Here is an 18,134-nt window from a genome sequence, read left to right as displayed (position 1 = left end):
GCCGCTTGCACTACAGGCACAGGCCGCCCTCACCCTCTCGGATGCGCTCGCGGTCCTTGACGCCTGCCGAGCCGCGCTTGCGCTCGACGACTCCAGGCCTGGCTGGCGCTGGCATGGCGAGGCGGCCGACTGGTGCCTTCAAGCTCGAGCTAAGGGTGCGCAGCTTCAGCATCAGCGCACCTCGATCTTCGTGCCCTTGCCGATCCAGTAGCGGACACGGACCCAGTCCGGCTCGGCACGCGTCAGGCGGGCAGTAAGCAGCACGCCAACCAGGTAGAACTTAAGCCACCAGCGCACCTTCAGCTTGAGCATCAACGTTGTTGTGGCCATCAGCGCTTTCCTTTCTTCTTGCGTGCCGGGCGCTGCGGCGCACACGGCAGCAGCTGGGCGATCTCCAGGATGCTCATGCCGACCTGGCCCCAGCCCTTGGCGCGTAGCAGGCGCTTGGCCTCGTAGCCATCGGCCAGCAGGGCGCATACGTCGGCTAGGGCTTCAGGCTTATTGGCCGGGTAACACATGGCCGGCCGGTCGGTGACCACGCTGCGGATGATCTGGTCGCGGTACATCTCAGCGAGCGGCCTCACGTCGCGACCCCAACAGCACGTATGCCGTAGCTGTGGGCTATCTCGGCCGGCGTGGTGACCGCGCGCCAGTCGCACCACAGCAGGCGCGACGTGCGCCGCATGTACTCGGCGTGCGCCAGCTCGGTGCGCTGCTGCATCCAGGCGTCGAAGCCCATGGCCTCAGCCGTCGGCGCCGGGAAGATCATGCTTTCGTCGACGACGATCAGCGGGATTTCGCCCATGCGCTCGACCAGGATCTCACCAGGGCGCAGCTGCGGGCGCAGGCTCACTACCGTGGCTCGGCTGCTCAGGTCATCGCATTCGAGCACGTGCGGCACGGCACGGCGGAGCACGATCTCGCTGCCGATCTGCACGCGCAGGCTCGGGATTGGTCGCTCCATTCCTACTTCTCGCCGAAGCCCGGGACATCGCGGAAGGTAGTGCTAAACAGGCTGATGACGAACACCACCGCCCAGAGCGCCACGATGGTCCACAGCACGCCATACGCCCAGGCAGGCGCCGCCAGCCGATCGCACAGCAGCCACATTACGATGGCGAACATCAGGGGCGAGCGGGTTGGCAGGGACGACGACTTGATCGCGACCTTCTTCATGGGATACCTCGGAAATAAAAAAGCCGCCAGCAGCGCGAACGCTACGGCGGCGAAGCCGGCATGCCGCCGGTGGAGACACTGTGCAGGTCTGGAAATAGAAAAGCCCGCGGTCCTTTCGGAGGCGGGCTTGGTGCTCCCATGCTATCTGCGTGGTGAGCTGAAAAAAGAACCCCGCCGATGCATGAAAGCGCAGGGGCGGGGCCGTTGACTGGTCAATCTGTACAGACGTGCGACAGCATCAATGGCCGGGTACTGTCGCGAGTTCCGGTTATCGGTGGCGCGGTGCGCACATTACGAGGCCGGAAGAATGGAGACCTACAGTTTATCTAAGTACTGTTCAGTTGCACAGTACCCTCAATGCCATCGTCAATATACAGGTCTATCAGTCACCTTTATACCACTCGACACCGCCCCTAGCCAAGATCATCAGCCCAACAAAGCTCACGATGAACAGGGTCATGGCTAGATTCAAAATCTCCGCCTTTATTATGATGCCTCTAACTGTAACGGCAAGATAAGCAAAAATTGTACAAAAGAGAATTCCTGCATGGGCCAGCTTACTTTTTGAATCCACTGAAATCCTGACCATGAGCAATAGTACGATAACCGCGCCAATAACTGCGCCCACATATGGAATTGCAAGTAAGCAACTCATGATGAACGCCATTGCCACTGCTTTTCCTGCAGTGTCTCGGTACTGGGCTGGGCGCATCAAAATCTCCTGCGACGTTGAAAAGCTAATGGCTAAAAGTAACGAAGCTGAACGTTAACACGTGGCTGAAACATTTTCAATAAATTAACTTATTAATGGGATGTACTAGCGCAATTTCGATGAGGCACGTGCGGCGTGGCTATCCACGATGCTCTGCAGCTCGCTCACCATGTTCAGCGTGTGCTCGCGGACGAAGCCGGCCGCCATTGCCAGCTCGGCCTTGCCAGTGCCACAGCAGGGCTTGCAAGTGCGGCTCTCCGTCACGCCAGTGCCGCCGCACGGCGAACAGTTCCCATCGAGCCAATGCGCCAGCGAGTGCTCAGCCACCGTGCGGTACAGCTTCTGGGCAGCATCGGCATCCCAGGCGGTGTTCTCGGGCACCCAGCGGCGTGAACGGCCGCGCTTGATCACCTCGTCGGTCCACAGGCGCAGCAGCTGGGCCAGGTTGCCGGCGTTGCCTTCGAAGGCTTGGCGCGCGAGCGGGTCGGCGAACTTCACGCGGTGCAACAGCGGGCCGAGATCGCCCGATACCTCAGCAGCAGCAAAGGCAGCGGCGAGCAGCGGCTCGGCCTGGTGGTGGCGCTCGTCGTCCTTGAGATTCGGCGCGCTCAGTGCGTGGATATAACGGTCTGCGAATCCCATGATTTAACTTTCAGCGAAAGACGACCGAGTGAGCGTACCATGCCGAGAGGAATTTTTCTAGTGGGAAAATGTTTATTTTTAACATTGTTGTTTGCCCGCGTCAGCTGATGAGCCAGCTCATCTTTTGCAATTGATTGCACGAGCTGCTGAGATAGCGCAAGCTACGAATCGACATCCTTTGCAACCCTAGTGTTGTGCAAGATAGACAGTGTGCACGCTATCTCGCAGCTTTTGTCGAAGGTAACTTGATAGGTAAGAAGTGATACGTAGTGATCCGTTGTGATACGTAGTGATACGTAGGGAGACCTCAAGAATGACGGTTCCGTCATTTTTGATGTACACTGAAGGCCTGTTCACTAGTTGACTCACCGCGAGCGACGTAGTAGTGAACTGCCTCTTGATGAAGTTATCCACAGCGACACATCGGTCGCTATTTTGCTTCGTCTCATAGCACTACCATGTGCAAACAAAACAAGACTGATCCATCAGCTGTTTAGGAGCACGACATGAGAATCTTGAAATCAAAAGTTACCAAGCCTGCTGAATTTGTTGCAGCATCAAGTCAAGTCCTGTCAGCCAGGGACTTCCTAATAATGAAGTCAGAGCGCCCTACTGAAATAAAGACGGTCAAATTTGTCGCCCCTAGAATTGGGGGGAAGGGATTTGGCTCGTTTGTTGTTGAGTACCGAACGCCAAAACTAGTCCCCGCTGAATGAACGATATCAATCCGTCACCAAACGAGCCAGAAGATAGAGCTAAGTTTGACCTCATGACAGCCCTTCAGGGCATGGTCGAGGTGCAATCTAAGGACACCGAAGTCCGTCGCATGGAGTTAGAGGTTCGGTCCAAAGAAATTGCATCAAATGAAAGAATTGCACTTAAAAGTATTGAAGCCCAAGAGCGTTCGCAAGTCGACGGACGGGAGAAATACAACCGTCACTTGACGAACAAGTATGTCTATATCTCTGTTATGGCTTTGATCATTGGAGGCTTTGCGATGGCAATGGTCGCATACGGAGCCAAGGATGTGATTATTGAGGCCCTAAAGCTGGCTCTGGCCTTCGGCGGTGGCGCTTTCGGCGGCTATCATGCGGGTAAAAGCAAAAAGTCAGAAGACGAATCTTAACTAAGCCCGCGCCCGCATGCACCAGCCAGTCCGCCGTAGGCAAGGCGAAGAAATGCAATTAAAACGGTTCGCCCCGTATAGCCCGCTCCTGCGGGCTTTTTTACGCCCCTACGATCTCCACCCGCACCGCGCCAGGCTTCGTCCCATACTCGCGCCGGATCGTCACCGGCTCGAACTGGCTGTCGTTCACGCCCAGGGCGTCGGCCACGCCGTCCAGCATCGGTTTGCACGCGGCCAGCAGGTTATCGCGGTCGCGCGCGCGGCGGTCGGGCTGCACGAACGTGATCACCAGCGCCAGCTCGGCGCCCGGCTCGAAGTGCTGGCCAGTGGCGGCGGCCTGCGTCAGCAGCGCGGCGCCAGCGCGGGCCGACTTGCGCAGCGCCACGGTCGAGGCCCAGTGCTTGCCCTTCGAATTGTTCGGGTTCAGGCGCCGATCGGGGAATGGCAGGGTCACCAGGATCGACGCGGTCATTGTTCGAACCTCGGGCTGCCACGACCACGGCTTGGCGCCGGCGGCGGCGCGCATCCACCCCACGGTTCAAAGCGGCACGTCGGGCCATCGAAACGCAGCTGGATATCGCCGAGCGCGCCGCTGCGCTGCTTGCGCACCAGGACCTCGGCAAAGCCGCGCAGCTCTGCGTTTTCCGGCTCGTACATTTCGGGGCGGTGCACCAGCATGACGATGTCCGCGTCCTGCTCGATTTCGCCCGAGTCGCGCAGGTCAGACAGCATAGGCCGCTTGTCGGGGCGCCCTTCGACCGCTCGATTGAGCTGGGCCAGCGCAATGATGGCCACGCCGAGTTCCTTGGCCAGCGCCTTCAGGCCGCGCGAATACGAGCCGATCTGCTCGTGGCGCTTCTCGCCCTCCCCTCCACTCATCAGGCCCAGGTAATCCACGATGATGACGTCGAGGCCATGGCGGCGCTTCCAGGCCTTCGCCTTCATGCGCAGGTCGAGCAGCGAGATCGCCGGGGTGTCGTCGATGGCAAAGCGCAGGCTGTCGAGCTTGATGCATCCGGTCGTCACCCCGGGCCAGTCCTCGGCGCCGGACATGTCGCCCAGGATCGACGCCAGCGGCACGCGGCCGCGGTTGGACAGCGCACGCGCCGCGATCTCCTGGCTCTCCATCTCCATGCTGAAGTTGAGCACGCTGACGTCAGCAGCCATGTTCAGACCGATGTCGGAGGTCAGCGCGGTCTTGCCCATCGACGGGCGGCCGGCGACGATGATCAGCTGGCCAGGACGCAGCCCGCCGTTGAACAAGCGGTCAATCGGCGCGATCCCGGTCGGCATGGCGCCGCTCTCCCCTTCGGACCTCTTCTCGATCTGTTCCAGCACGCCCTGCAGCACATCGCGGATCATCCGCGGCTCGTTGCGCACGCGCCGCTCGGCCAAGCTGGTGACCATGGTTTGCATCGCATCCAGGATCTCGTCTGCGGACTTGCCCTTCGTGTTCTGGGCCAGCCCGTTGATTGAGTCGGCTACGTGCATTACGCCGCGCAGCAGCGCGCGGTCGACCACGATGCTGACGTAGCGGCTGACGTTGGCGGCGCTCGGCACGCTCTGCGACAGCTTGATGAGGTACCCGCCCAGGCCGTCGAGGAACGGGCCGCCACGGGCCTGCAGCGCGGCCCAGACGGTAACCGGGTCGGCGGCGTGGCCCTGCTTGATCAACGCCAGGATTTCGGTGTAGATCGCTCGGTGGTCGTCGCGCGTGAAGTGCTTCGCCTGCAGGTCGCCCAGCTTGTCGACGGCGTCGTTGACCCTGAGCAGCGCGCCCAGGACAGCCTGCTCGGCCTCGATCGACTGTGGGATAGGGTTATGGTCTGCCATGTTGCTCATGCTGCTTTCTTTCCGTGTTGACCGCCGCTGATGTCGGCGAAGCCTTTGCGGCTGATGATCCAATCGAACCCTGCGCGCGGCGGGATGGCCGCGTTATCGCGCACCCAGGGGAAGAACTTTTCGACGAAGCCTGGCTTCTGCGAGAACGTGACGAACTCCCTGATCGCTGCGGCACGCGCCGGCACGAAGATCGACGTCGACACGTCACCCAGTTGGGCGCCGAGCACGTCGTTGAAGGCGTTGATCACGGCCACCTCGTCGGTGCTGTACACGGCCTGGACCTCGTCGAGCCAGCCGGCGGCATTGAGCCACGAGGCCGGGTAGGGAATGAACTTCGGGTCGCTCCACTCGCCCGATGCCTTGACCTGCTCAAGGCTGGCCAGGATCTGCTCGAGCAGGGCGTCGTCAGGGTTGAGCTTCGTGAACGCCTTGACGGCGTCGTTGCGTGAACGCTTCCGGGGGTAGGCCTCGTAGAAGCGCTCGAACCTGGCCAGCAGCTCGTCGGCTGCACGGCGCTTAGGCTGGCCAGCTGGCGGAATGCCGCCCTCGCCGGTTTCGTTTTCGCCCTGCTCGCCGACCGCCGGAGCGCAAGAACTTTTCTTTTGGTGGTTGTCTTTTGGAAGGTTGTCTTTTGTGTGTACCGATTCGGTACTATCGACCTGTACCGATTCGGTACTACCCCTGTACTCATTCGGTACATGTACCGATTCAGTACTAGGGTGTACTGATTCGGTACTATCTGGCGCGCTTTTCAGCTGGCCAGCACTCACCCACTTCGTGTGGTTTTTCTGGATGCCGATCATCGAGCCGAACCGGCCCGGGCGCTTCGTGATCACGTTGCGCAGCGCCAGCGCGTTGAGCGTGGACGTCACGTGCGGGCGCGCGAGCGAGCACAGGTCGCCGATCTGCGATGCCGACAGGTCGTCCTCCTTCTTGCCGTAGCCGTAGGTCTTGCGGACGATGGTCAGCAGCACCAGCAGCTCGCGCTGGCTGAACCCATGGGACAGGATGGCCTCGAACAGCTCATTGGCGATCCGGATGAAGCCGTCTTCAAGCTGGGGCGTGCTCATTTTTGGCCGTCACCTGGGCAGCCAGCATCGGGCGCTTCCGCTGGCGGCGAGCCATGCCCGTAGACCCAGGCGACCTCGTCGACGTTCGCGTAATAGCCGCAGGCGCCGATGCGCGCCGGCTCGATCCAGCGCTGGCCGACATCGGCGGCCGGCGCCAGGCGGCGCGCGCACGAGGTGCACGACACGAGGTCGGTACCTGGGCACTTGAGAAGGTAGGCGCGCGCTGCCAACGGCGGGACATCGCGTGTCGGCGGCGCTGTGCCGCTTATGCGGGATGCATCGGCCTGGCCGGCGCGTGTCGCGGTGGGGAATGCCATGCTGTTCTCCAAAATTTGGACGTAAAGAGGCCCTATGCCGAGCGGAAAGCCGGTCGGCGTCGATACAAAATCTAATCGATCAGTTCGTTGCGGCTATGCTTTGCGCCAGCTCTGGCCAGATGGATTGCCAGTCGTCAGGCCGTAGCTCCCGGCGGGTAGCAATCCCCGCTTTCTCAAGCGTTGGCGCGAGTCGAATCAGCTTGTCGTCGGGTATGCCATTCGCACGCCAGCCGACAACCGAAGGCGGTTTAATGCCAAGCAGGCGCGCAACTACGGCGGGCCCACCAAGCTTATCGATCAATTCACTGGAAGTAGGTATCACACTTGCTCCTTAGGCAGCCTAACTTTTTCAAGAACTCATGTTAGGAGTAACTAATTTTAAAGTCAATAGCCACTCCTAACTATTTTCATGTTAGGATGTCCTAATGAACTTATCAGAACGACTAAGAAAAGCGATGGAGGCGTCTGGCACTAGCCAGGCCGATCTGGCGCGCGCGTGCGGCGTCAAGGCGCCGAGTGTTCATGGCTGGCTGAGCGGTAAGTCTAAGTTCTTGCGTGGCGAGAATTTGCTCAAGGCGGCGCGCGTTCTAGGGGTAAGTCAGGATTGGCTGGCTACTGGAAGTGGGCCGATGCATGCGGGTGCTGACATAGCCCAAGAGCACGGCTTACCTTCAGGTACCTTCAGAAAGGTGGTTGCAGTTGACGATGATGACGCCCGGATCACTCTAATTCCAAAGGTGCGTCTGCGGTTAACAGCGGGGATCAGCGGGTTTCATGTGGAAGCCGAATTAGGTGACGATTCTACCTCCACGGTTCCGACTCACTGGATGCGTGATCGCGGGTTTAAGAAAGAGCACTTGATTGCAATTGACGTCCGCGGCGAAAGTATGGAGCCGACGTTCTATGCCGGAGATACAGCAGTGCTTAACACAGCTGATAAAGAGCCTGTTGATGGCGGTGTATTTGCCATCAATTACGAAGGTGAGCCTGTTGTAAAGCGAATGACCCGTGATGCTGGTCAATGGTGGCTTACATCAGATAATTCTGATCAGCGGCGTTTCCCGCGAAAACTTTGCGAGGGCGATGGGTGCATCATTATCGGCCGAGTTGTGCGCAAAGAATCGGAACGGTTCTAAAACCTATAAACGAATTAAGTTCGAGATGCCATTTATTAAAGGTCCAGGGCGATACCTCATCAATGTCGCTGGCGAAAGCTTCTATCCCGAGAGTTTTGCTTTCCTCTGCGGACCGCGTCAAGAAGACGGAGTCAATATCGAAGCTCGGGCCCAGCTGGACCTGCAAGATGACAACCCGCACGACAAGTATGCGGTTCGAGTCTCTATCCAGGGGCATCCTGTCGGTCACCTGTCACGCGAGCACGCACGCGCGTTTCGGCGCACGGTGCGGTATGGCGAGCTGAGCATGCACGAGACATTTGAGTGCGCAGCGGTCATATGCGGCGGGTGGGACCGTGGCGAAGACGGCGCCGGCCATTTTGGCGTGCGGCTGGATTTAAATCTGGACGACGATTGAGGCAAAGCAGTAGCGCATGCCGACGGAAAGAATATATGAAGCGTGACATGGACCTTGCACGGATGATCTTGCTCGATCTCGAGCAGAACGATATTCCTCGATATGAACAGCTGAAATTAGATGGTTATGATGAAGAGCGAATTGGCTATCACTGCTACTTGCTTGCTCAAGCTGGTTTAATCGTCGCTGTTGACGCCACTGATACGGAAAATATCCTCCCCAATTACATCCCATCTCATCTGACGTGGGATGGTCATGAATTTCTCAACGGAATTAAGGCTCCATCGGATTGGGAGCGCATTAAAAAGTCGGTCATCCAGCCGGCTGGAGGGTTTGTCTTTTCCTTCGCAAAAGAATATATCTTGCACGAACTCAAGACCCGTACAGGTATTTCCTAAGACTCTGGGCGCAGTTGAAGTAACAAGTAGCGCCGTGCTCGACAAGGCGCTTCCCCATCGGATCCGTGGTGCGCTCCGCGCACTGGAACTGACTTCTTGCGCTCTGCTCCCACTCAAGCACAAGGCGCATCAGCGCAGCCTTTTCTAATGAAGTTGGCGCGCCTTTCGGGCTTTCCAACGACTCGTCACCGGACGTAGATCGCGTGCTCGACTGTGCTTCCATTCCCAGCCCCCCCACCCGCCCAGCGCGGGTATTTTTTTGCCCGACGATTCGAGCATGCCTAGTTTACCGTCACCGAGCGCGAACGCCGAGAAAATAATTAGCCACTCCTATTGACAGGCATATTAGCTTCTCCTAATATGGACCCGTCGCTGCTTAGCTCGCTCTTCAAGTTGCAGCTTCGCAAATAAAAAAACCACCCGGTGCTGGAACACTGGATGGCCTCGTACAACCTAATTTCTGGGGTGGGAAATGGTGCACGCTAATAATAGCAAAAAGGAATCGTCAACCACAAGCAATAAATTGCCATGTAATAACAAAACAACACTACTTGCTTCGGTGCTGAGTGTGGCTGGGATGCCAGTCCAGCTGCCGTTGCGTTACATCGGCGGCGATCTCGGCCTTACCGGCAACGCTGAGGCATCGGTGGACTTCGCAGATGGCAACGGCAAGAGCTTTTACGATCAACCTCTGGAATGGGCGCTTCGTCACATCGAATCCTTCAAAACCGGGCTCGATCAGATCCGGCTCTTGAATGACGCCGCAGTGCATCTGGGCCTGGGCGCGCATGCACTGATGGGCGCCGATCTGGACGGCATGGGCGATGTGTGGGATGTCCTCGACGGTTCTGGCCGGGTATGGCTCAAGGGCGTGACGTACAACGAGGCCAGCGAAGCCGGCGAACGCTTCAAGCTCCGGTCCCACTGGGTCGGCGACGTCCACATTCGCCTGTCCCGGAACGACTACACGGACTGGCGCCACGAAGGCCCGCTGGTTCTGCTGTACCACGGCCTGGGCATCAGCCAGTTCACTGGCATCGCCGTGCGCTCGCACGTCGGTCGCTGCGGAATGATGCTGGAGGAGGTGCTGCAGCGCTTCGACCAGTTCAGCGCCACCGATCAGGCCGAGCTGATGGCCGGCTTGGCCAAGCATTTCGACCTGGGCCAGGAAGAAACGGCAGGTGCAGCATGAGCGCCGCAGAACCGCTGTTCAAGCCGTTCGCCTGGGTAGCCCAGAAGGATCAGGCCGACACCGGCCGCTACACGATGCTGTCCAACATCCGCGACCTCGCGTGCGGCGTTGGCGTGGTGCTGGCGATGGTCGAGCGCCAGCAGCTGGACGCAGAGCGCGGCGACGCGCCGATCGTAGACGCAGCGGATGCATTGCGCCTTACTCGCATGTCGATCGCGTCGATGAACATGATCGAGTTCTGCATCGACGATCACTTCGATCAGATGTCGGACTTGGCCGAGGCATCTCGCCAGTTCGCGGAGCAGCAGCGAGGTGGCGCATGAAAGCCCATTTCACAAAGCGCGGCGGCGAGTACTTGCTGTCACTCGCGGCCACACTGGTGGTGGTGGCCGATGCGATTCACAGTCCCGACAGTGGCGCGGAAGGCAAGGTCCGCGCGGCGCGTGTCATCGACCAGGTGATGGCGGCGGCGCGCGCGGCCAAGTTCGAGCAGGCCGACATCCTCGAGACGATGCTGGCAGGCCGCGCCCACGCTACCCGCCTGATCCCAGTCTTCGATGCCTTGGTCGCCCGCGTGGGCAGCCCGAAGGTGGTCGAGATCATCCAACAAGGGCTGGCGTCGGCCAGCTCACAGAACGGAGGCAAGTAATGCCTGGCTACACCATCTACCGCACCACGGCGCCAGCGCTCGTCCGCCTGGCGCGCAGCAAGCCGGCCGCCGAGGCCGGGTTCATCACCCTGATCCTGCTGGCCGGCCTTGCGCTGGACGGTCTGGCCGAGGTCGTCCTGACCGTACTGGAGAACTTCACGAAATGAACACGCACACTACCGAACTGACCGAGACGCCGCCGGATGAGCGCCTGTACTGCGAGCCGGCGCCTTTCGAGGGGATCGAGCTTGAGCGCCAGAAGTTCGAAGCCTGGGCGACCGGGAAAAGCGGGCCGTGGCTGCCGGAAGCACTCGCGCGTGACGATTTCGGCTACAAGTCGACGGAGGTCCGCGAGCACTGGAGCATGTGGGTCGAGCTTGCTACGCGCCGCGTGAGTACCGCGCTGGCGCAGGGCGCAACGTTGCCGAAGACCGGCATCAAGGTGACCGACATCACGCAGCTGCAGCGCGATCTGGCGCGCCACGCCGCCGGCGGAAACATCGACGTGGCCGCCACCTGCGTGCAGGCCCAGGCCGTCATCGAAGGCCTGCTGTCTGGACTCGACGCGGGGCAACTGGCATGAGCGCCGTCGACCAGAACCACTGTGGGCGCGAGGGCGGCCGCCTGATGCAAGCACAATCGCCTGGAACCCGCATGGCGTCTGGCGTTGCGGTCGGCCTGGCGCTGGGCGCGCACGGCGGCGCCCTCGCCCACATCGCCGACAAGCTGCGCCAGGCGGGCGCCAAGCTGCCGATCACCGTCACCGCCGAGACCACAACACCTGAGACCCTGATCGCCAGAGGCCTGTCGATCGCGCTGTGCTTGGTCGAGACGGAAATGGAGCGCCAGGCGGCGGCCTCGGCACTGCTGCCGACAGCAGCGCCGGCGCCGCCCGCCGACGTGCACCGCCAGCAGGACGCGACCATCGCCAGCGCCCAGGGCGACAACCGCAAGCTGATCGTGGTGGGCGGCAGGCAGTTCGGCGTGCAGGCGCTGCTCGACCTGCAGCACGACGCCGCACGCTACCGCTGGCTCCGCGACAAGGCCGACGGCATGCTCGGCGTGGCCGCGCCGATGGTGGCCAGCCTGGACGAAGCCGGCCGCGTCACCACCCTGCTCGACGGGGATGACCTGGACGCCGCAGTCGACATGGCGATGGCGGCGCCGGCCGAGAAGCGCCAACGAGAAACGAAACGTGTAGGGACTGACAAATGAACGCACCAAAAAAATTCCTGCGCCTGCCGGCCGTGATCGAGCTCGTCGGCATCAAGCGCACCGTGATCTACGAACGCATCAAGGCCGGGACATTCCCGAAGCCGGTCCAGATCGGCCCGCGCGCGGTCGCCTGGGACCAGGAAGAGCTGGTGAAGTGGCAAGATAGCCTGCCCCGCGGCGTCAAAAACCAAGCCGTTTAGGTGTGTGGGTAGAAGTGTGGGTAGGGGCAAAAAGAAAAGCCCCTTCATAGGGGCTTTAGGGAATTTTTGGCGGAGAGAGGGGGATTCGAACCCCCGATAGGCTATGAACCTATACACGCTTTCCAGGCGTGCGACTTCAACCACTCATCCACCTCTCCTGATGGGTTTCGCGCGAGACTTACCGCGAAGCCGCCTATTATAACAAGGTTTCTCGGCTGTACAAGGGCATCTTGGCAAGCGTCTCACGCGGATGCCCCGCTCGACCAGTCCCGACTGGCGGCTGATCTATACTCGACTGTCAACGCCCCGCCTACACCGTCGTTGATGCAGTACTGTCACTTGGCACGGATGACGCGCCCATGAGGAGACCACAATGGAAATGAAGAAAATCAACGCCGGCAAGCTGCGCGCCATCGGCTACGACCCGCGCGAACGCACGTTGCGCGTGGAATTCGACGACGGCAGCGCGATCGACTACGCCGCCGTCGGCACCGAGGTCTGGCGCAAGCTCTCCAGCGCGGGATCGCCCTGGAGCTATTACCGCGACAACATCGAAGAAGAGTTCGCCGGCCGCCGCGGCCGCGCCGCGGTCTCGACCGAGAAAAAGACAATCGACCGCGAAGCCTTGATGAAAGCCTTCGGCGGCGACCCGGACGGCGCATGAACAGTCGATAAAACGACGCCGCCCCATCGAAACAGGGCGGCGCTTGTACGGCAGCAGATCGATCAGGCGCCCGCCAACCCAGCCGGGCGCCGGTCAAATCAGGACGCTTCCTTCAACTGCTCCAGGATCGCCGGATTCTCCAGCGTCGACACATCCTGCGTGATCGTCTCGCCCTTGGCCAGCACGCGCAGCAGGCGGCGCATGATCTTGCCCGAACGGGTCTTCGGCAGGTTGTCGCCAAAGCGGATTTCCTTCGGCTTGGCAATCGGCCCGATCTCTTTACCCACCCAGGTGCGCAGCTCGGCCGCCAGTTTCTTGGCCTCCTCACCCGTCGGCCTTGCCTGCTTCAGCACGAGAAACGCGCAGATCGATTCGCCGGTGGTGTCGTCAGGCTTGCCGACCACCGCCGCCTCGGCCACAATCGGATTGGCCACCAGCGCCGATTCGATTTCCATCGTGCCCATGCGGTGCCCCGACACGTTCAGCACGTCGTCGATACGCCCGGTGATCGTGAAGTAAGCCGTGTCCTTGTTGCGGATCGCGCCGTCGCCCGCCAGGTAATACTTGCCGCCCAGTTCTTCAGGGAAGTAGCTGGTCTTGAAGCGTTCCGGGTTGTTCCAGATGGTGCGGATCATCGACGGCCACGGACGCTTCACAACCAGAATACCGCCCTGCCCGTTCGCCACGTCGGCGCCGGATTCGTCGACAATCGCCGCCATGATGCCCGGCAGCGGCAGCGTGCACGAGCCCGGCACCATCGGCGTCGCGCCCGGAAGCGGGGTGATCATGTGGCCGCCGGTTTCGGTCTGCCAGAAGGTGTCGACGATCGGGCAGCGTTCCCCGCCGACGTTCTTGTAGTACCACATCCAGGCTTCCGGATTGATCGGCTCGCCGACCGAACCCAGCAGGCGCAGCGAGGACAGGTCGTAGTTCTTGGGGTGGACTTTTTCGTCCACATCCGACGCTTTAATGAGCGAACGGATCGCCGTCGGCGCGGTGTAGAAGATCGACACCTTGTGCTTGGCGATGGTTTCCCAGAAGCGGCCGGCGTTCGGGTAGGTCGGCACGCCTTCGAACACCACCTGCGTGCCGCCGACAGCCAGCGGACCGTAGGCGATGTAGCTATGGCCAGTCACCCAGCCGATGTCGGCGGTGCACCAGAACACGTCCTGCGGCTTGATGTCGAACGACCATTTCATGGTCAGCGCGGCCCACAGCAGGTAGCCGCCGGTCGAGTGCTGCACGCCTTTCGGGGTGCCGGTCGAACCCGAGGTGTAGAGGATGAACAGCGGGTGCTCGGCGTCCACCCATTCCGGTTCGCATTCGCCGGACTGGCCTTCGACCAGGTCGGACAGCGCCATGTCGCGCCCCTCGACCCAGGCGATATTCCCGCCGGTGCGCTTGTAGACGATCACGTCCTTCACCGACTCGCAGCCGCCCAGGGACAGCGCTTCGTCGACGATGGCCTTCAAAGGGAGCGCCTTGCCGCCGCGCTGCTGCTCGTCGGCGGTGATGATGGCCACCGCGCCGGCGTCGATGATGCGCTCCTGCAGCGACTTCGCCGAGAAGCCGCCGAACACCACCGAGTGGGTGGCGCCGATACGCGCGCAGGCCTGCATCGCGGCCACGCCTTCGATCGACATCGACATGTAGATGATGACGCGGTCGCCCTTCTTGATGCCGCGCGACTTCAGGCCATTCGCGAATTTGCAGACGCGCTCGTGCAGTTCGCGGTAGGTGGCGCGGGTAACAGTGCCGTCGTCGGCCTCGAAGATGATGGCGGCCTTGTCGGCATTCCCGTTCGTCAGGTTGCGGTCGAGGCAGTTGTACGACGCGTTCAGCTGGCCGTCCTTGAACCACCTGTAGAAAGGCGCGTCGGACTCGTCGAGGGTGCTGGTGAAGTCCCGCTGCCAGTCGAGGTGCTCGCGCGCCAGGCGCGCCCAGAAGCCTTCGTAGTCGCTTTCCGCTTCGGCGCACAGCTTGTTGTAGGCGTCCATGCCCGAAATGGCGGCGTTGGCAACGAACCCGGCTGGCGGCGGAAACACGCGGTGTTCCTGCAAGCCATGGTTTTCCTGATTGGTCTCATTCTCGGCCATGCTAGTCTCCATAGTAGTAGTTTTGCCAGACACGGTAAGCGCCCACGCTTACTGAGCGCTTACACTCCTGGATGCGATTTTACCAACCATCGGGCAAACCGATGCGGCATGCTGCAACGCGGCGGGAGAGGTGTAAAATGATGGGCTGTATTTTGACGCACCCTTGGAGCTTTACCCGATGTCGCAAAACCTCCCAGCAAACGAACAACGCAAGCTCACTCCTCTCAGCAACCTCATCTTCGCCAGCCGCTGGCTGCAGCTGCCGCTTTACCTGGGCCTGATCCTGGCGCAGTGCGTCTACGTGTTCCATTTCTGGGTCGAGCTGGTCGACCTGATCGGCGCGGCATTCGGCAATGCGGATTCGCTGAACCACATCCTCGAGGCCGTGGGCATGACCAATGGCCCGAAGAAGCTGACGGAAGCCACCATCATGCTGGTCGTGCTGGGCCTGATCGACGTGGTGATGATCTCGAACCTCTTGATCATGGTGATCGTCGGCGGCTACGAGACCTTTGTGTCGCGCATGCACCTGGACGGCCACCCCGACCAGCCGGAATGGCTGTCTCACGTGAACGCCTCGGTGCTGAAGACCAAGCTGGCGATGGCCATTATCGGCATCTCCTCGATCCACCTGCTGAAGACCTTCATCAACGCGGCCGCCTACGATCCGAAAGTGCTGATCGCGCAAACGGTCATCCACATCGCATTCCTGCTCTCGGCCCTGGCCATTTCCTGGACCGACCGCATTACCACCGCAACGCACCACCAGCCCAAACAGCACTAACCAGTCACTCACATCACAAGAGAATTGTCATGACAGTCATCAAACAGGAAGACCTGATCGAATCGGTCGCCGCTGCGCTCCAGTACATCAGCTACTACCACCCGGCTGACTACATCCAGCACCTGGCGCGCGCCTATGAAGCCGAGCAGAGCCCGGCGGCGAAGGACGCGATCGCGCAGATCCTGACCAACTCGCGCATGTGCGCCGAAGGCAAGCGTCCGATCTGCCAGGACACCGGCATCGTCAACGTCTTCCTGAAGATCGGCATGAACGTGCGCTTCGAAGGCTTCGGCAGCGGCTCGATCACCGACGCCGTCAACGAAGGCGTGCGCCGCGCGTACAACTTCCCTGACAACAAACTGCGCGCCTCGATCGTCGCCGACCCGCACTTCGAGCGCAAGAACACCAAGGACAACACCCCGGCCGTGGTCCACATGGAGCTGGTTCCGGGCGACACCGTCGACGTCAAGGTCGCGGCCAAGGGCGGCGGCTCGGAAAACAAGACCAAGTTCGTGATGCTGAACCCGTCCGACTCGCTGGTCGACTGGGTCCTCAAAACGGTGCCGCTGATGGGCGCCGGCTGGTGCCCGCCGGGCATGCTCGGCATCGGTATCGGCGGCTCGGCCGAAAAGGCCATGCTGATGGCGAAAGAGTCGCTGATGGAAGACATCGACATGTACGAACTCAAGCAGCGCGGCCCGCAGAACAAGCTGGAAGAACTGCGTATCGAACTGTGCGACAAGATCAACGCGCTCGGCATCGGCGCCCAGGGCCTGGGCGGCCTGACCACCGTGCTCGACGTGAAGATCAACATGTACCCGACCCACGCGGCCTCGAAGCCGGTAGCGATGATCCCGAACTGCGCCGCCACCCGCCACGCCCACTTCGTGCTCGACGGCTCCGGTCCTTCGTACATCGAACCGCCTGCGCTGTCGACCTGGCCTGAAGTGCACTGGACCCCGGATACCGAGAAGTCGAAGCGCGTCGACCTCGACACCCTGACGAAAGAAGAAGTCGCATCCTGGAAGCCGGGCCAGACCCTGCTCCTGAACGGCAAGATGCTGACCGGCCGCGATGCCGCCCACAAGCGCATCCAGGACATGCTGGCCAAGGGCGAGCAGCTGCCGGTGGATTTCACTAACCGCGTGATCTATTACGTCGGCCCGGTCGATCCGGTCGGTAACGAAGTCGTCGGTCCGGCAGGCCCGACCACCGCGACCCGCATGGACAAGTTCACCGACATGATGCTGGAGAAGACCGGCCTGATCTCGATGATCGGCAAGGCCGAGCGCGGCCCGGTGGCGATCGAGTCGATCCAGAAGCACAAGTCGGCCTACCTGATGGCGGTCGGCGGCTCGGCCTACCTGGTGTCGAAGGCGATCAAGTCGGCCAAGGTGGTCGGCTTCGAAGACCTGGGCATGGAAGCGATCTACGAGTTCGAGGTGCAGGACATGCCTGTAACGGTAGCCGTCGATTCGACCGGCACCTCGGTGCACAACACCGGTCCGAAGGAATGGGCAGCGAAGATCGAATCGCTGAAAAATATTCCTGTCACGGTAGCGTAAGACGTAGGGTGGACGGCTATGCCGTCCACGCGTTCAACCCACGTGCGCGTGGACACGCCGCTGTCCGATCACCCGCAATGACAACACCACTTCCCTCCCCTACCGCCCCGGTCGGCATCTTCGATTCCGGCGTCGGCGGCCTCTCGGTCCTACGCCATATCCGCGCGCAGCTGCCGCACGAACACCTGCTCTACTTCGCCGATTCCGGCTTCGCGCCCTACGGCGGCAAGCCGGAACAGGTAGTGGCCGAGCGCGTGCTGGCGGTCGGCAGTTTCCTCGTCGAACAAGGCGTAAAAGCCGTCGTCGTCGCCTGCAACACCGCCACCGTGGCGGCGATCGCGCGCCTGCGCGAACGCTTTCCCGAGTTAATCATCGTCGGCGTCGAACCGGGTTTGAAACCGGCTGCGGCGGCCACGCAAACGGGCACCGTCGGCGTGATCGCCACCGAGCGCACCCTGTCCGGCGCCAAGTTCCTGCAACTGCGCGACCAGATCAGCGCCACCACCGGCGCCCGCTTCCTGCTCCAGCCCTGCCCTGGCCTGGTCGACCAGATCGAGCTGGGCGAACTCGACACCGAGGCCACCGATGCGCTGCTGGCACGCTTCATCGTGCCGCTGCTGGCGGAGGGGGCCGACACCCTGGTGCTCGGCTGCACCCACTATCCGCTGGTGCAGGCCTCGATCGAGAAGCTGATTGCGCGCACCACCGACCGCAGCGTGACGCTGGTCGATACCGGCGAGGCGGTGGCGCGGCACCTGGCGCGCCTGCTGGCCGCTGCCGGGCTGTCAAACACCGAAGCAGGTCCTGCGCGCCTGGATGGCTACACCAGTGCCAGTGCGACGGCCTTGTCGGCGGCGTTCGCCGGCCTGCTCGGCATCGATCCGCCGGTGCACGAGGTCGCATCGGGCCCGTCCGGAACAATGTTGATCGGACCTAACAATTAGATTTGCCAG

The 18,134-nt window shown here is 61.3% G+C and carries 28 protein-coding genes and 1 tRNA gene; 15 read left to right on the top strand and 14 right to left on the bottom strand.

What is annotated here, in order from left to right:
- Nucleotides 1–10 precede the first annotated feature (10 nt).
- The 7 genes from QPK31_RS24060 to QPK31_RS24030 form a co-directional block, all read right to left on the bottom strand.
- Nucleotides 11–142: a hypothetical protein gene (locus QPK31_RS24060; protein ID WP_290425425.1), complete on the bottom strand. Its 132-nt coding sequence runs from the start codon at nucleotides 140–142 to the stop codon at nucleotides 11–13.
- Nucleotides 143–171: 29 nt separating this feature from the next.
- Entirely contained in the window at nucleotides 172–330 is a 159-nt protein-coding gene (locus QPK31_RS24055) for a hypothetical protein (RefSeq protein ID WP_290425424.1), read from the bottom strand.
- Nucleotides 330–584, bottom strand: coding sequence for a hypothetical protein (locus tag QPK31_RS24050; RefSeq protein ID WP_290425423.1), 255 nt, complete (start codon nucleotides 582–584; stop codon nucleotides 330–332). Before QPK31_RS24050 ends, QPK31_RS24055 begins: the two co-directional genes overlap by 1 nt.
- Nucleotides 581–964 (bottom strand): hypothetical protein, encoded by a 384-nt coding sequence (locus QPK31_RS24045; protein WP_290425422.1) that lies wholly within the window; start codon nucleotides 962–964, stop codon nucleotides 581–583. Before QPK31_RS24045 ends, QPK31_RS24050 begins: the two co-directional genes overlap by 4 nt.
- Before the next feature lie 2 nt (nucleotides 965–966).
- Complete coding sequence (locus tag QPK31_RS24040) at nucleotides 967–1,176, bottom strand: hypothetical protein (protein WP_290425421.1); 210 nt, start codon at nucleotides 1,174–1,176, stop codon at nucleotides 967–969.
- A 382-nt stretch (nucleotides 1,177–1,558) separates the two neighbouring features.
- Nucleotides 1,559–1,888 (bottom strand): hypothetical protein, encoded by a 330-nt coding sequence (locus tag QPK31_RS24035; RefSeq protein WP_290425420.1) that lies wholly within the window; start codon nucleotides 1,886–1,888, stop codon nucleotides 1,559–1,561.
- Nucleotides 1,889–1,993: 105 nt separating this feature from the next.
- Nucleotides 1,994–2,530 carry a hypothetical protein gene (locus QPK31_RS24030; protein WP_290425419.1) on the bottom strand — a complete coding sequence of 179 codons (537 nt, stop codon included), beginning with the start codon at nucleotides 2,528–2,530 and terminating at the stop codon, nucleotides 1,994–1,996.
- A 712-nt stretch (nucleotides 2,531–3,242) separates the two neighbouring features.
- On the opposite strand from QPK31_RS24030, the gene QPK31_RS24025 reads away from it, so the two are divergent.
- On the top strand, nucleotides 3,243–3,656 hold the full coding sequence (locus QPK31_RS24025) for a hypothetical protein (RefSeq protein ID WP_290425418.1): 414 nt from the start codon (nucleotides 3,243–3,245) through the stop codon (nucleotides 3,654–3,656).
- A gap of 100 nt (nucleotides 3,657–3,756) precedes the next feature.
- Here QPK31_RS24025 and QPK31_RS24020 read toward each other — a convergent pair whose 3' ends face one another.
- The 5 genes from QPK31_RS24020 to QPK31_RS24000 form a co-directional block, all read right to left on the bottom strand.
- Nucleotides 3,757–4,128: an endonuclease gene (locus tag QPK31_RS24020; protein ID WP_290425417.1), complete on the bottom strand. Its 372-nt coding sequence runs from the start codon at nucleotides 4,126–4,128 to the stop codon at nucleotides 3,757–3,759.
- Nucleotides 4,125–5,498, bottom strand: a complete 1,374-nt coding sequence (dnaB, locus tag QPK31_RS24015) for a replicative DNA helicase (protein WP_290425416.1) — start codon at nucleotides 5,496–5,498, stop codon at nucleotides 4,125–4,127. Before dnaB ends, QPK31_RS24020 begins: the two co-directional genes overlap by 4 nt.
- A complete protein-coding gene (locus tag QPK31_RS24010; RefSeq protein WP_290425415.1) occupies nucleotides 5,495–6,568 on the bottom strand; it encodes a replication protein in 1,074 nt (357 codons plus the stop codon). Before QPK31_RS24010 ends, dnaB begins: the two co-directional genes overlap by 4 nt.
- A complete protein-coding gene (locus QPK31_RS24005; RefSeq protein ID WP_290425414.1) occupies nucleotides 6,565–6,753 on the bottom strand; it encodes a hypothetical protein in 189 nt (62 codons plus the stop codon). The genes QPK31_RS24010 and QPK31_RS24005 overlap by 4 nt, the downstream gene beginning before the upstream one ends.
- Nucleotides 6,754–6,964: 211 nt before the next feature.
- On the bottom strand, nucleotides 6,965–7,207 hold the full coding sequence (locus QPK31_RS24000) for a YdaS family helix-turn-helix protein (protein WP_290425413.1): 243 nt from the start codon (nucleotides 7,205–7,207) through the stop codon (nucleotides 6,965–6,967).
- Between the two features lie 103 nt (nucleotides 7,208–7,310).
- On the opposite strand from QPK31_RS24000, the gene QPK31_RS23995 reads away from it, so the two are divergent.
- From QPK31_RS23995 to QPK31_RS23950, 10 genes are all read left to right on the top strand, one after another.
- Nucleotides 7,311–8,021, top strand: coding sequence for a S24 family peptidase (locus tag QPK31_RS23995; protein WP_290425412.1), 711 nt, complete (start codon nucleotides 7,311–7,313; stop codon nucleotides 8,019–8,021).
- Nucleotides 8,022–8,046: 25 nt separating this feature from the next.
- Nucleotides 8,047–8,418: an HIRAN domain-containing protein gene (locus tag QPK31_RS23990; RefSeq protein WP_290425411.1), complete on the top strand. Its 372-nt coding sequence runs from the start codon at nucleotides 8,047–8,049 to the stop codon at nucleotides 8,416–8,418.
- 35 nt (nucleotides 8,419–8,453) lie between these two features.
- The gene (locus QPK31_RS23985) at nucleotides 8,454–8,816 is read left to right on the top strand and encodes a DUF2513 domain-containing protein (RefSeq protein ID WP_290425410.1); all 363 of its coding nucleotides are present in this window, start codon (nucleotides 8,454–8,456) and stop codon (nucleotides 8,814–8,816) included.
- A gap of 577 nt (nucleotides 8,817–9,393) precedes the next feature.
- Complete coding sequence (locus QPK31_RS23980; protein WP_290425409.1) at nucleotides 9,394–10,008, top strand: hypothetical protein; 615 nt, start codon at nucleotides 9,394–9,396, stop codon at nucleotides 10,006–10,008.
- On the top strand, nucleotides 10,005–10,331 hold the full coding sequence (locus tag QPK31_RS23975) for a hypothetical protein (RefSeq protein ID WP_290425408.1): 327 nt from the start codon (nucleotides 10,005–10,007) through the stop codon (nucleotides 10,329–10,331). The genes QPK31_RS23980 and QPK31_RS23975 overlap by 4 nt, the downstream gene beginning before the upstream one ends.
- Nucleotides 10,328–10,657, top strand: a complete 330-nt coding sequence (locus QPK31_RS23970; protein ID WP_290425407.1) for a hypothetical protein — start codon at nucleotides 10,328–10,330, stop codon at nucleotides 10,655–10,657. Before QPK31_RS23975 ends, QPK31_RS23970 begins: the two co-directional genes overlap by 4 nt.
- Entirely contained in the window at nucleotides 10,657–10,824 is a 168-nt protein-coding gene (locus QPK31_RS23965) for a hypothetical protein (RefSeq protein WP_290425406.1), read from the top strand. The genes QPK31_RS23970 and QPK31_RS23965 overlap by 1 nt, the downstream gene beginning before the upstream one ends.
- Nucleotides 10,821–11,240, top strand: coding sequence for a hypothetical protein (locus QPK31_RS23960; RefSeq protein WP_290425405.1), 420 nt, complete (start codon nucleotides 10,821–10,823; stop codon nucleotides 11,238–11,240). The genes QPK31_RS23965 and QPK31_RS23960 overlap by 4 nt, the downstream gene beginning before the upstream one ends.
- Nucleotides 11,241–11,311: 71 nt before the next feature.
- Nucleotides 11,312–11,872 carry a hypothetical protein gene (locus QPK31_RS23955; RefSeq protein ID WP_290425404.1) on the top strand — a complete coding sequence of 187 codons (561 nt, stop codon included), beginning with the start codon at nucleotides 11,312–11,314 and terminating at the stop codon, nucleotides 11,870–11,872.
- Nucleotides 11,869–12,072, top strand: coding sequence for an AlpA family transcriptional regulator (locus tag QPK31_RS23950; protein WP_290425403.1), 204 nt, complete (start codon nucleotides 11,869–11,871; stop codon nucleotides 12,070–12,072). The genes QPK31_RS23955 and QPK31_RS23950 overlap by 4 nt, the downstream gene beginning before the upstream one ends.
- Nucleotides 12,073–12,139: 67 nt before the next feature.
- On the opposite strand, the gene QPK31_RS23945 is transcribed toward QPK31_RS23950, so the two are convergent.
- A tRNA-Ser gene (locus QPK31_RS23945) sits at nucleotides 12,140–12,230 on the bottom strand.
- A 215-nt stretch (nucleotides 12,231–12,445) separates the two neighbouring features.
- Here QPK31_RS23945 and QPK31_RS23940 point away from each other — a divergent pair.
- Nucleotides 12,446–12,736 (top strand): KTSC domain-containing protein, encoded by a 291-nt coding sequence (locus tag QPK31_RS23940; protein ID WP_290425402.1) that lies wholly within the window; start codon nucleotides 12,446–12,448, stop codon nucleotides 12,734–12,736.
- 98 nt (nucleotides 12,737–12,834) lie between these two features.
- Here QPK31_RS23940 and acs read toward each other — a convergent pair whose 3' ends face one another.
- Complete coding sequence (acs, locus tag QPK31_RS23935; RefSeq protein WP_290425401.1) at nucleotides 12,835–14,832, bottom strand: acetate--CoA ligase; 1,998 nt, start codon at nucleotides 14,830–14,832, stop codon at nucleotides 12,835–12,837.
- Between the two features lie 178 nt (nucleotides 14,833–15,010).
- Between acs and QPK31_RS23930 the strand changes: the two genes are divergently transcribed.
- From QPK31_RS23930 to murI, 3 genes are all read left to right on the top strand, one after another.
- The gene (locus tag QPK31_RS23930; protein WP_290425400.1) at nucleotides 15,011–15,616 is read left to right on the top strand and encodes a TIGR00645 family protein; all 606 of its coding nucleotides are present in this window, start codon (nucleotides 15,011–15,013) and stop codon (nucleotides 15,614–15,616) included.
- Between the two features lie 29 nt (nucleotides 15,617–15,645).
- Nucleotides 15,646–17,181, top strand: coding sequence for a fumarate hydratase (locus QPK31_RS23925; protein ID WP_290425399.1), 1,536 nt, complete (start codon nucleotides 15,646–15,648; stop codon nucleotides 17,179–17,181).
- A 77-nt stretch (nucleotides 17,182–17,258) separates the two neighbouring features.
- Nucleotides 17,259–18,125, top strand: coding sequence for a glutamate racemase (murI, locus tag QPK31_RS23920; RefSeq protein ID WP_290425398.1), 867 nt, complete (start codon nucleotides 17,259–17,261; stop codon nucleotides 18,123–18,125).
- The last annotated feature ends 9 nt before the right edge of the window (nucleotides 18,126–18,134 follow it).

The sequence above is a fragment of the Massilia sp. YIM B02769 genome, from assembly GCF_030411995.1.
Lineage (GTDB): Bacteria > Pseudomonadota > Gammaproteobacteria > Burkholderiales > Burkholderiaceae_D > Telluria.
Note: the sequence above shows the minus strand (reverse complement) of the source record. Positions and strands in the feature narration are given on the sequence as shown.

Bases quoted from the DNA above. Each gene is read 5' to 3' on its own strand.
- QPK31_RS24055 (WP_290425424.1), bottom strand. From the start codon at position 330: ATGGCCACAACAACGTTGATGCTCAAGCTGAAGGTGCGCTGGTGGCTT.
- QPK31_RS24045 (WP_290425422.1), bottom strand. From the start codon at position 964: ATGGAGCGACCAATCCCGAGCCTGCGCGTGCAGATCGGCAGCGAGATC.
- QPK31_RS24040 (WP_290425421.1), bottom strand. From the start codon at position 1,176: ATGAAGAAGGTCGCGATCAAGTCGTCGTCCCTGCCAACCCGCTCGCCC.
- QPK31_RS24035 (WP_290425420.1), bottom strand. From the start codon at position 1,888: ATGCGCCCAGCCCAGTACCGAGACACTGCAGGAAAAGCAGTGGCAATG.
- QPK31_RS24030 (WP_290425419.1), bottom strand. From the start codon at position 2,530: ATGGGATTCGCAGACCGTTATATCCACGCACTGAGCGCGCCGAATCTC.
- QPK31_RS24025 (WP_290425418.1), top strand. From the start codon at position 3,243: ATGAACGATATCAATCCGTCACCAAACGAGCCAGAAGATAGAGCTAAG.
- QPK31_RS24020 (WP_290425417.1), bottom strand. From the start codon at position 4,128: ATGACCGCGTCGATCCTGGTGACCCTGCCATTCCCCGATCGGCGCCTG.
- dnaB (WP_290425416.1), bottom strand. From the start codon at position 5,498: ATGAGCAACATGGCAGACCATAACCCTATCCCACAGTCGATCGAGGCC.
- QPK31_RS24010 (WP_290425415.1), bottom strand. From the start codon at position 6,568: ATGAGCACGCCCCAGCTTGAAGACGGCTTCATCCGGATCGCCAATGAG.
- QPK31_RS23995 (WP_290425412.1), top strand. From the start codon at position 7,311: ATGAACTTATCAGAACGACTAAGAAAAGCGATGGAGGCGTCTGGCACT.
- QPK31_RS23990 (WP_290425411.1), top strand. From the start codon at position 8,047: ATGCCATTTATTAAAGGTCCAGGGCGATACCTCATCAATGTCGCTGGC.
- QPK31_RS23985 (WP_290425410.1), top strand. From the start codon at position 8,454: ATGAAGCGTGACATGGACCTTGCACGGATGATCTTGCTCGATCTCGAG.
- QPK31_RS23980 (WP_290425409.1), top strand. From the start codon at position 9,394: ATGCCAGTCCAGCTGCCGTTGCGTTACATCGGCGGCGATCTCGGCCTT.
- QPK31_RS23975 (WP_290425408.1), top strand. From the start codon at position 10,005: ATGAGCGCCGCAGAACCGCTGTTCAAGCCGTTCGCCTGGGTAGCCCAG.
- QPK31_RS23970 (WP_290425407.1), top strand. From the start codon at position 10,328: ATGAAAGCCCATTTCACAAAGCGCGGCGGCGAGTACTTGCTGTCACTC.
- QPK31_RS23965 (WP_290425406.1), top strand. From the start codon at position 10,657: ATGCCTGGCTACACCATCTACCGCACCACGGCGCCAGCGCTCGTCCGC.
- QPK31_RS23960 (WP_290425405.1), top strand. From the start codon at position 10,821: ATGAACACGCACACTACCGAACTGACCGAGACGCCGCCGGATGAGCGC.
- QPK31_RS23955 (WP_290425404.1), top strand. From the start codon at position 11,312: ATGGCGTCTGGCGTTGCGGTCGGCCTGGCGCTGGGCGCGCACGGCGGC.
- QPK31_RS23950 (WP_290425403.1), top strand. From the start codon at position 11,869: ATGAACGCACCAAAAAAATTCCTGCGCCTGCCGGCCGTGATCGAGCTC.
- QPK31_RS23940 (WP_290425402.1), top strand. From the start codon at position 12,446: ATGGAAATGAAGAAAATCAACGCCGGCAAGCTGCGCGCCATCGGCTAC.
- acs (WP_290425401.1), bottom strand. From the start codon at position 14,832: ATGGCCGAGAATGAGACCAATCAGGAAAACCATGGCTTGCAGGAACAC.
- QPK31_RS23930 (WP_290425400.1), top strand. From the start codon at position 15,011: ATGTCGCAAAACCTCCCAGCAAACGAACAACGCAAGCTCACTCCTCTC.
- QPK31_RS23925 (WP_290425399.1), top strand. From the start codon at position 15,646: ATGACAGTCATCAAACAGGAAGACCTGATCGAATCGGTCGCCGCTGCG.
- murI (WP_290425398.1), top strand. From the start codon at position 17,259: ATGACAACACCACTTCCCTCCCCTACCGCCCCGGTCGGCATCTTCGAT.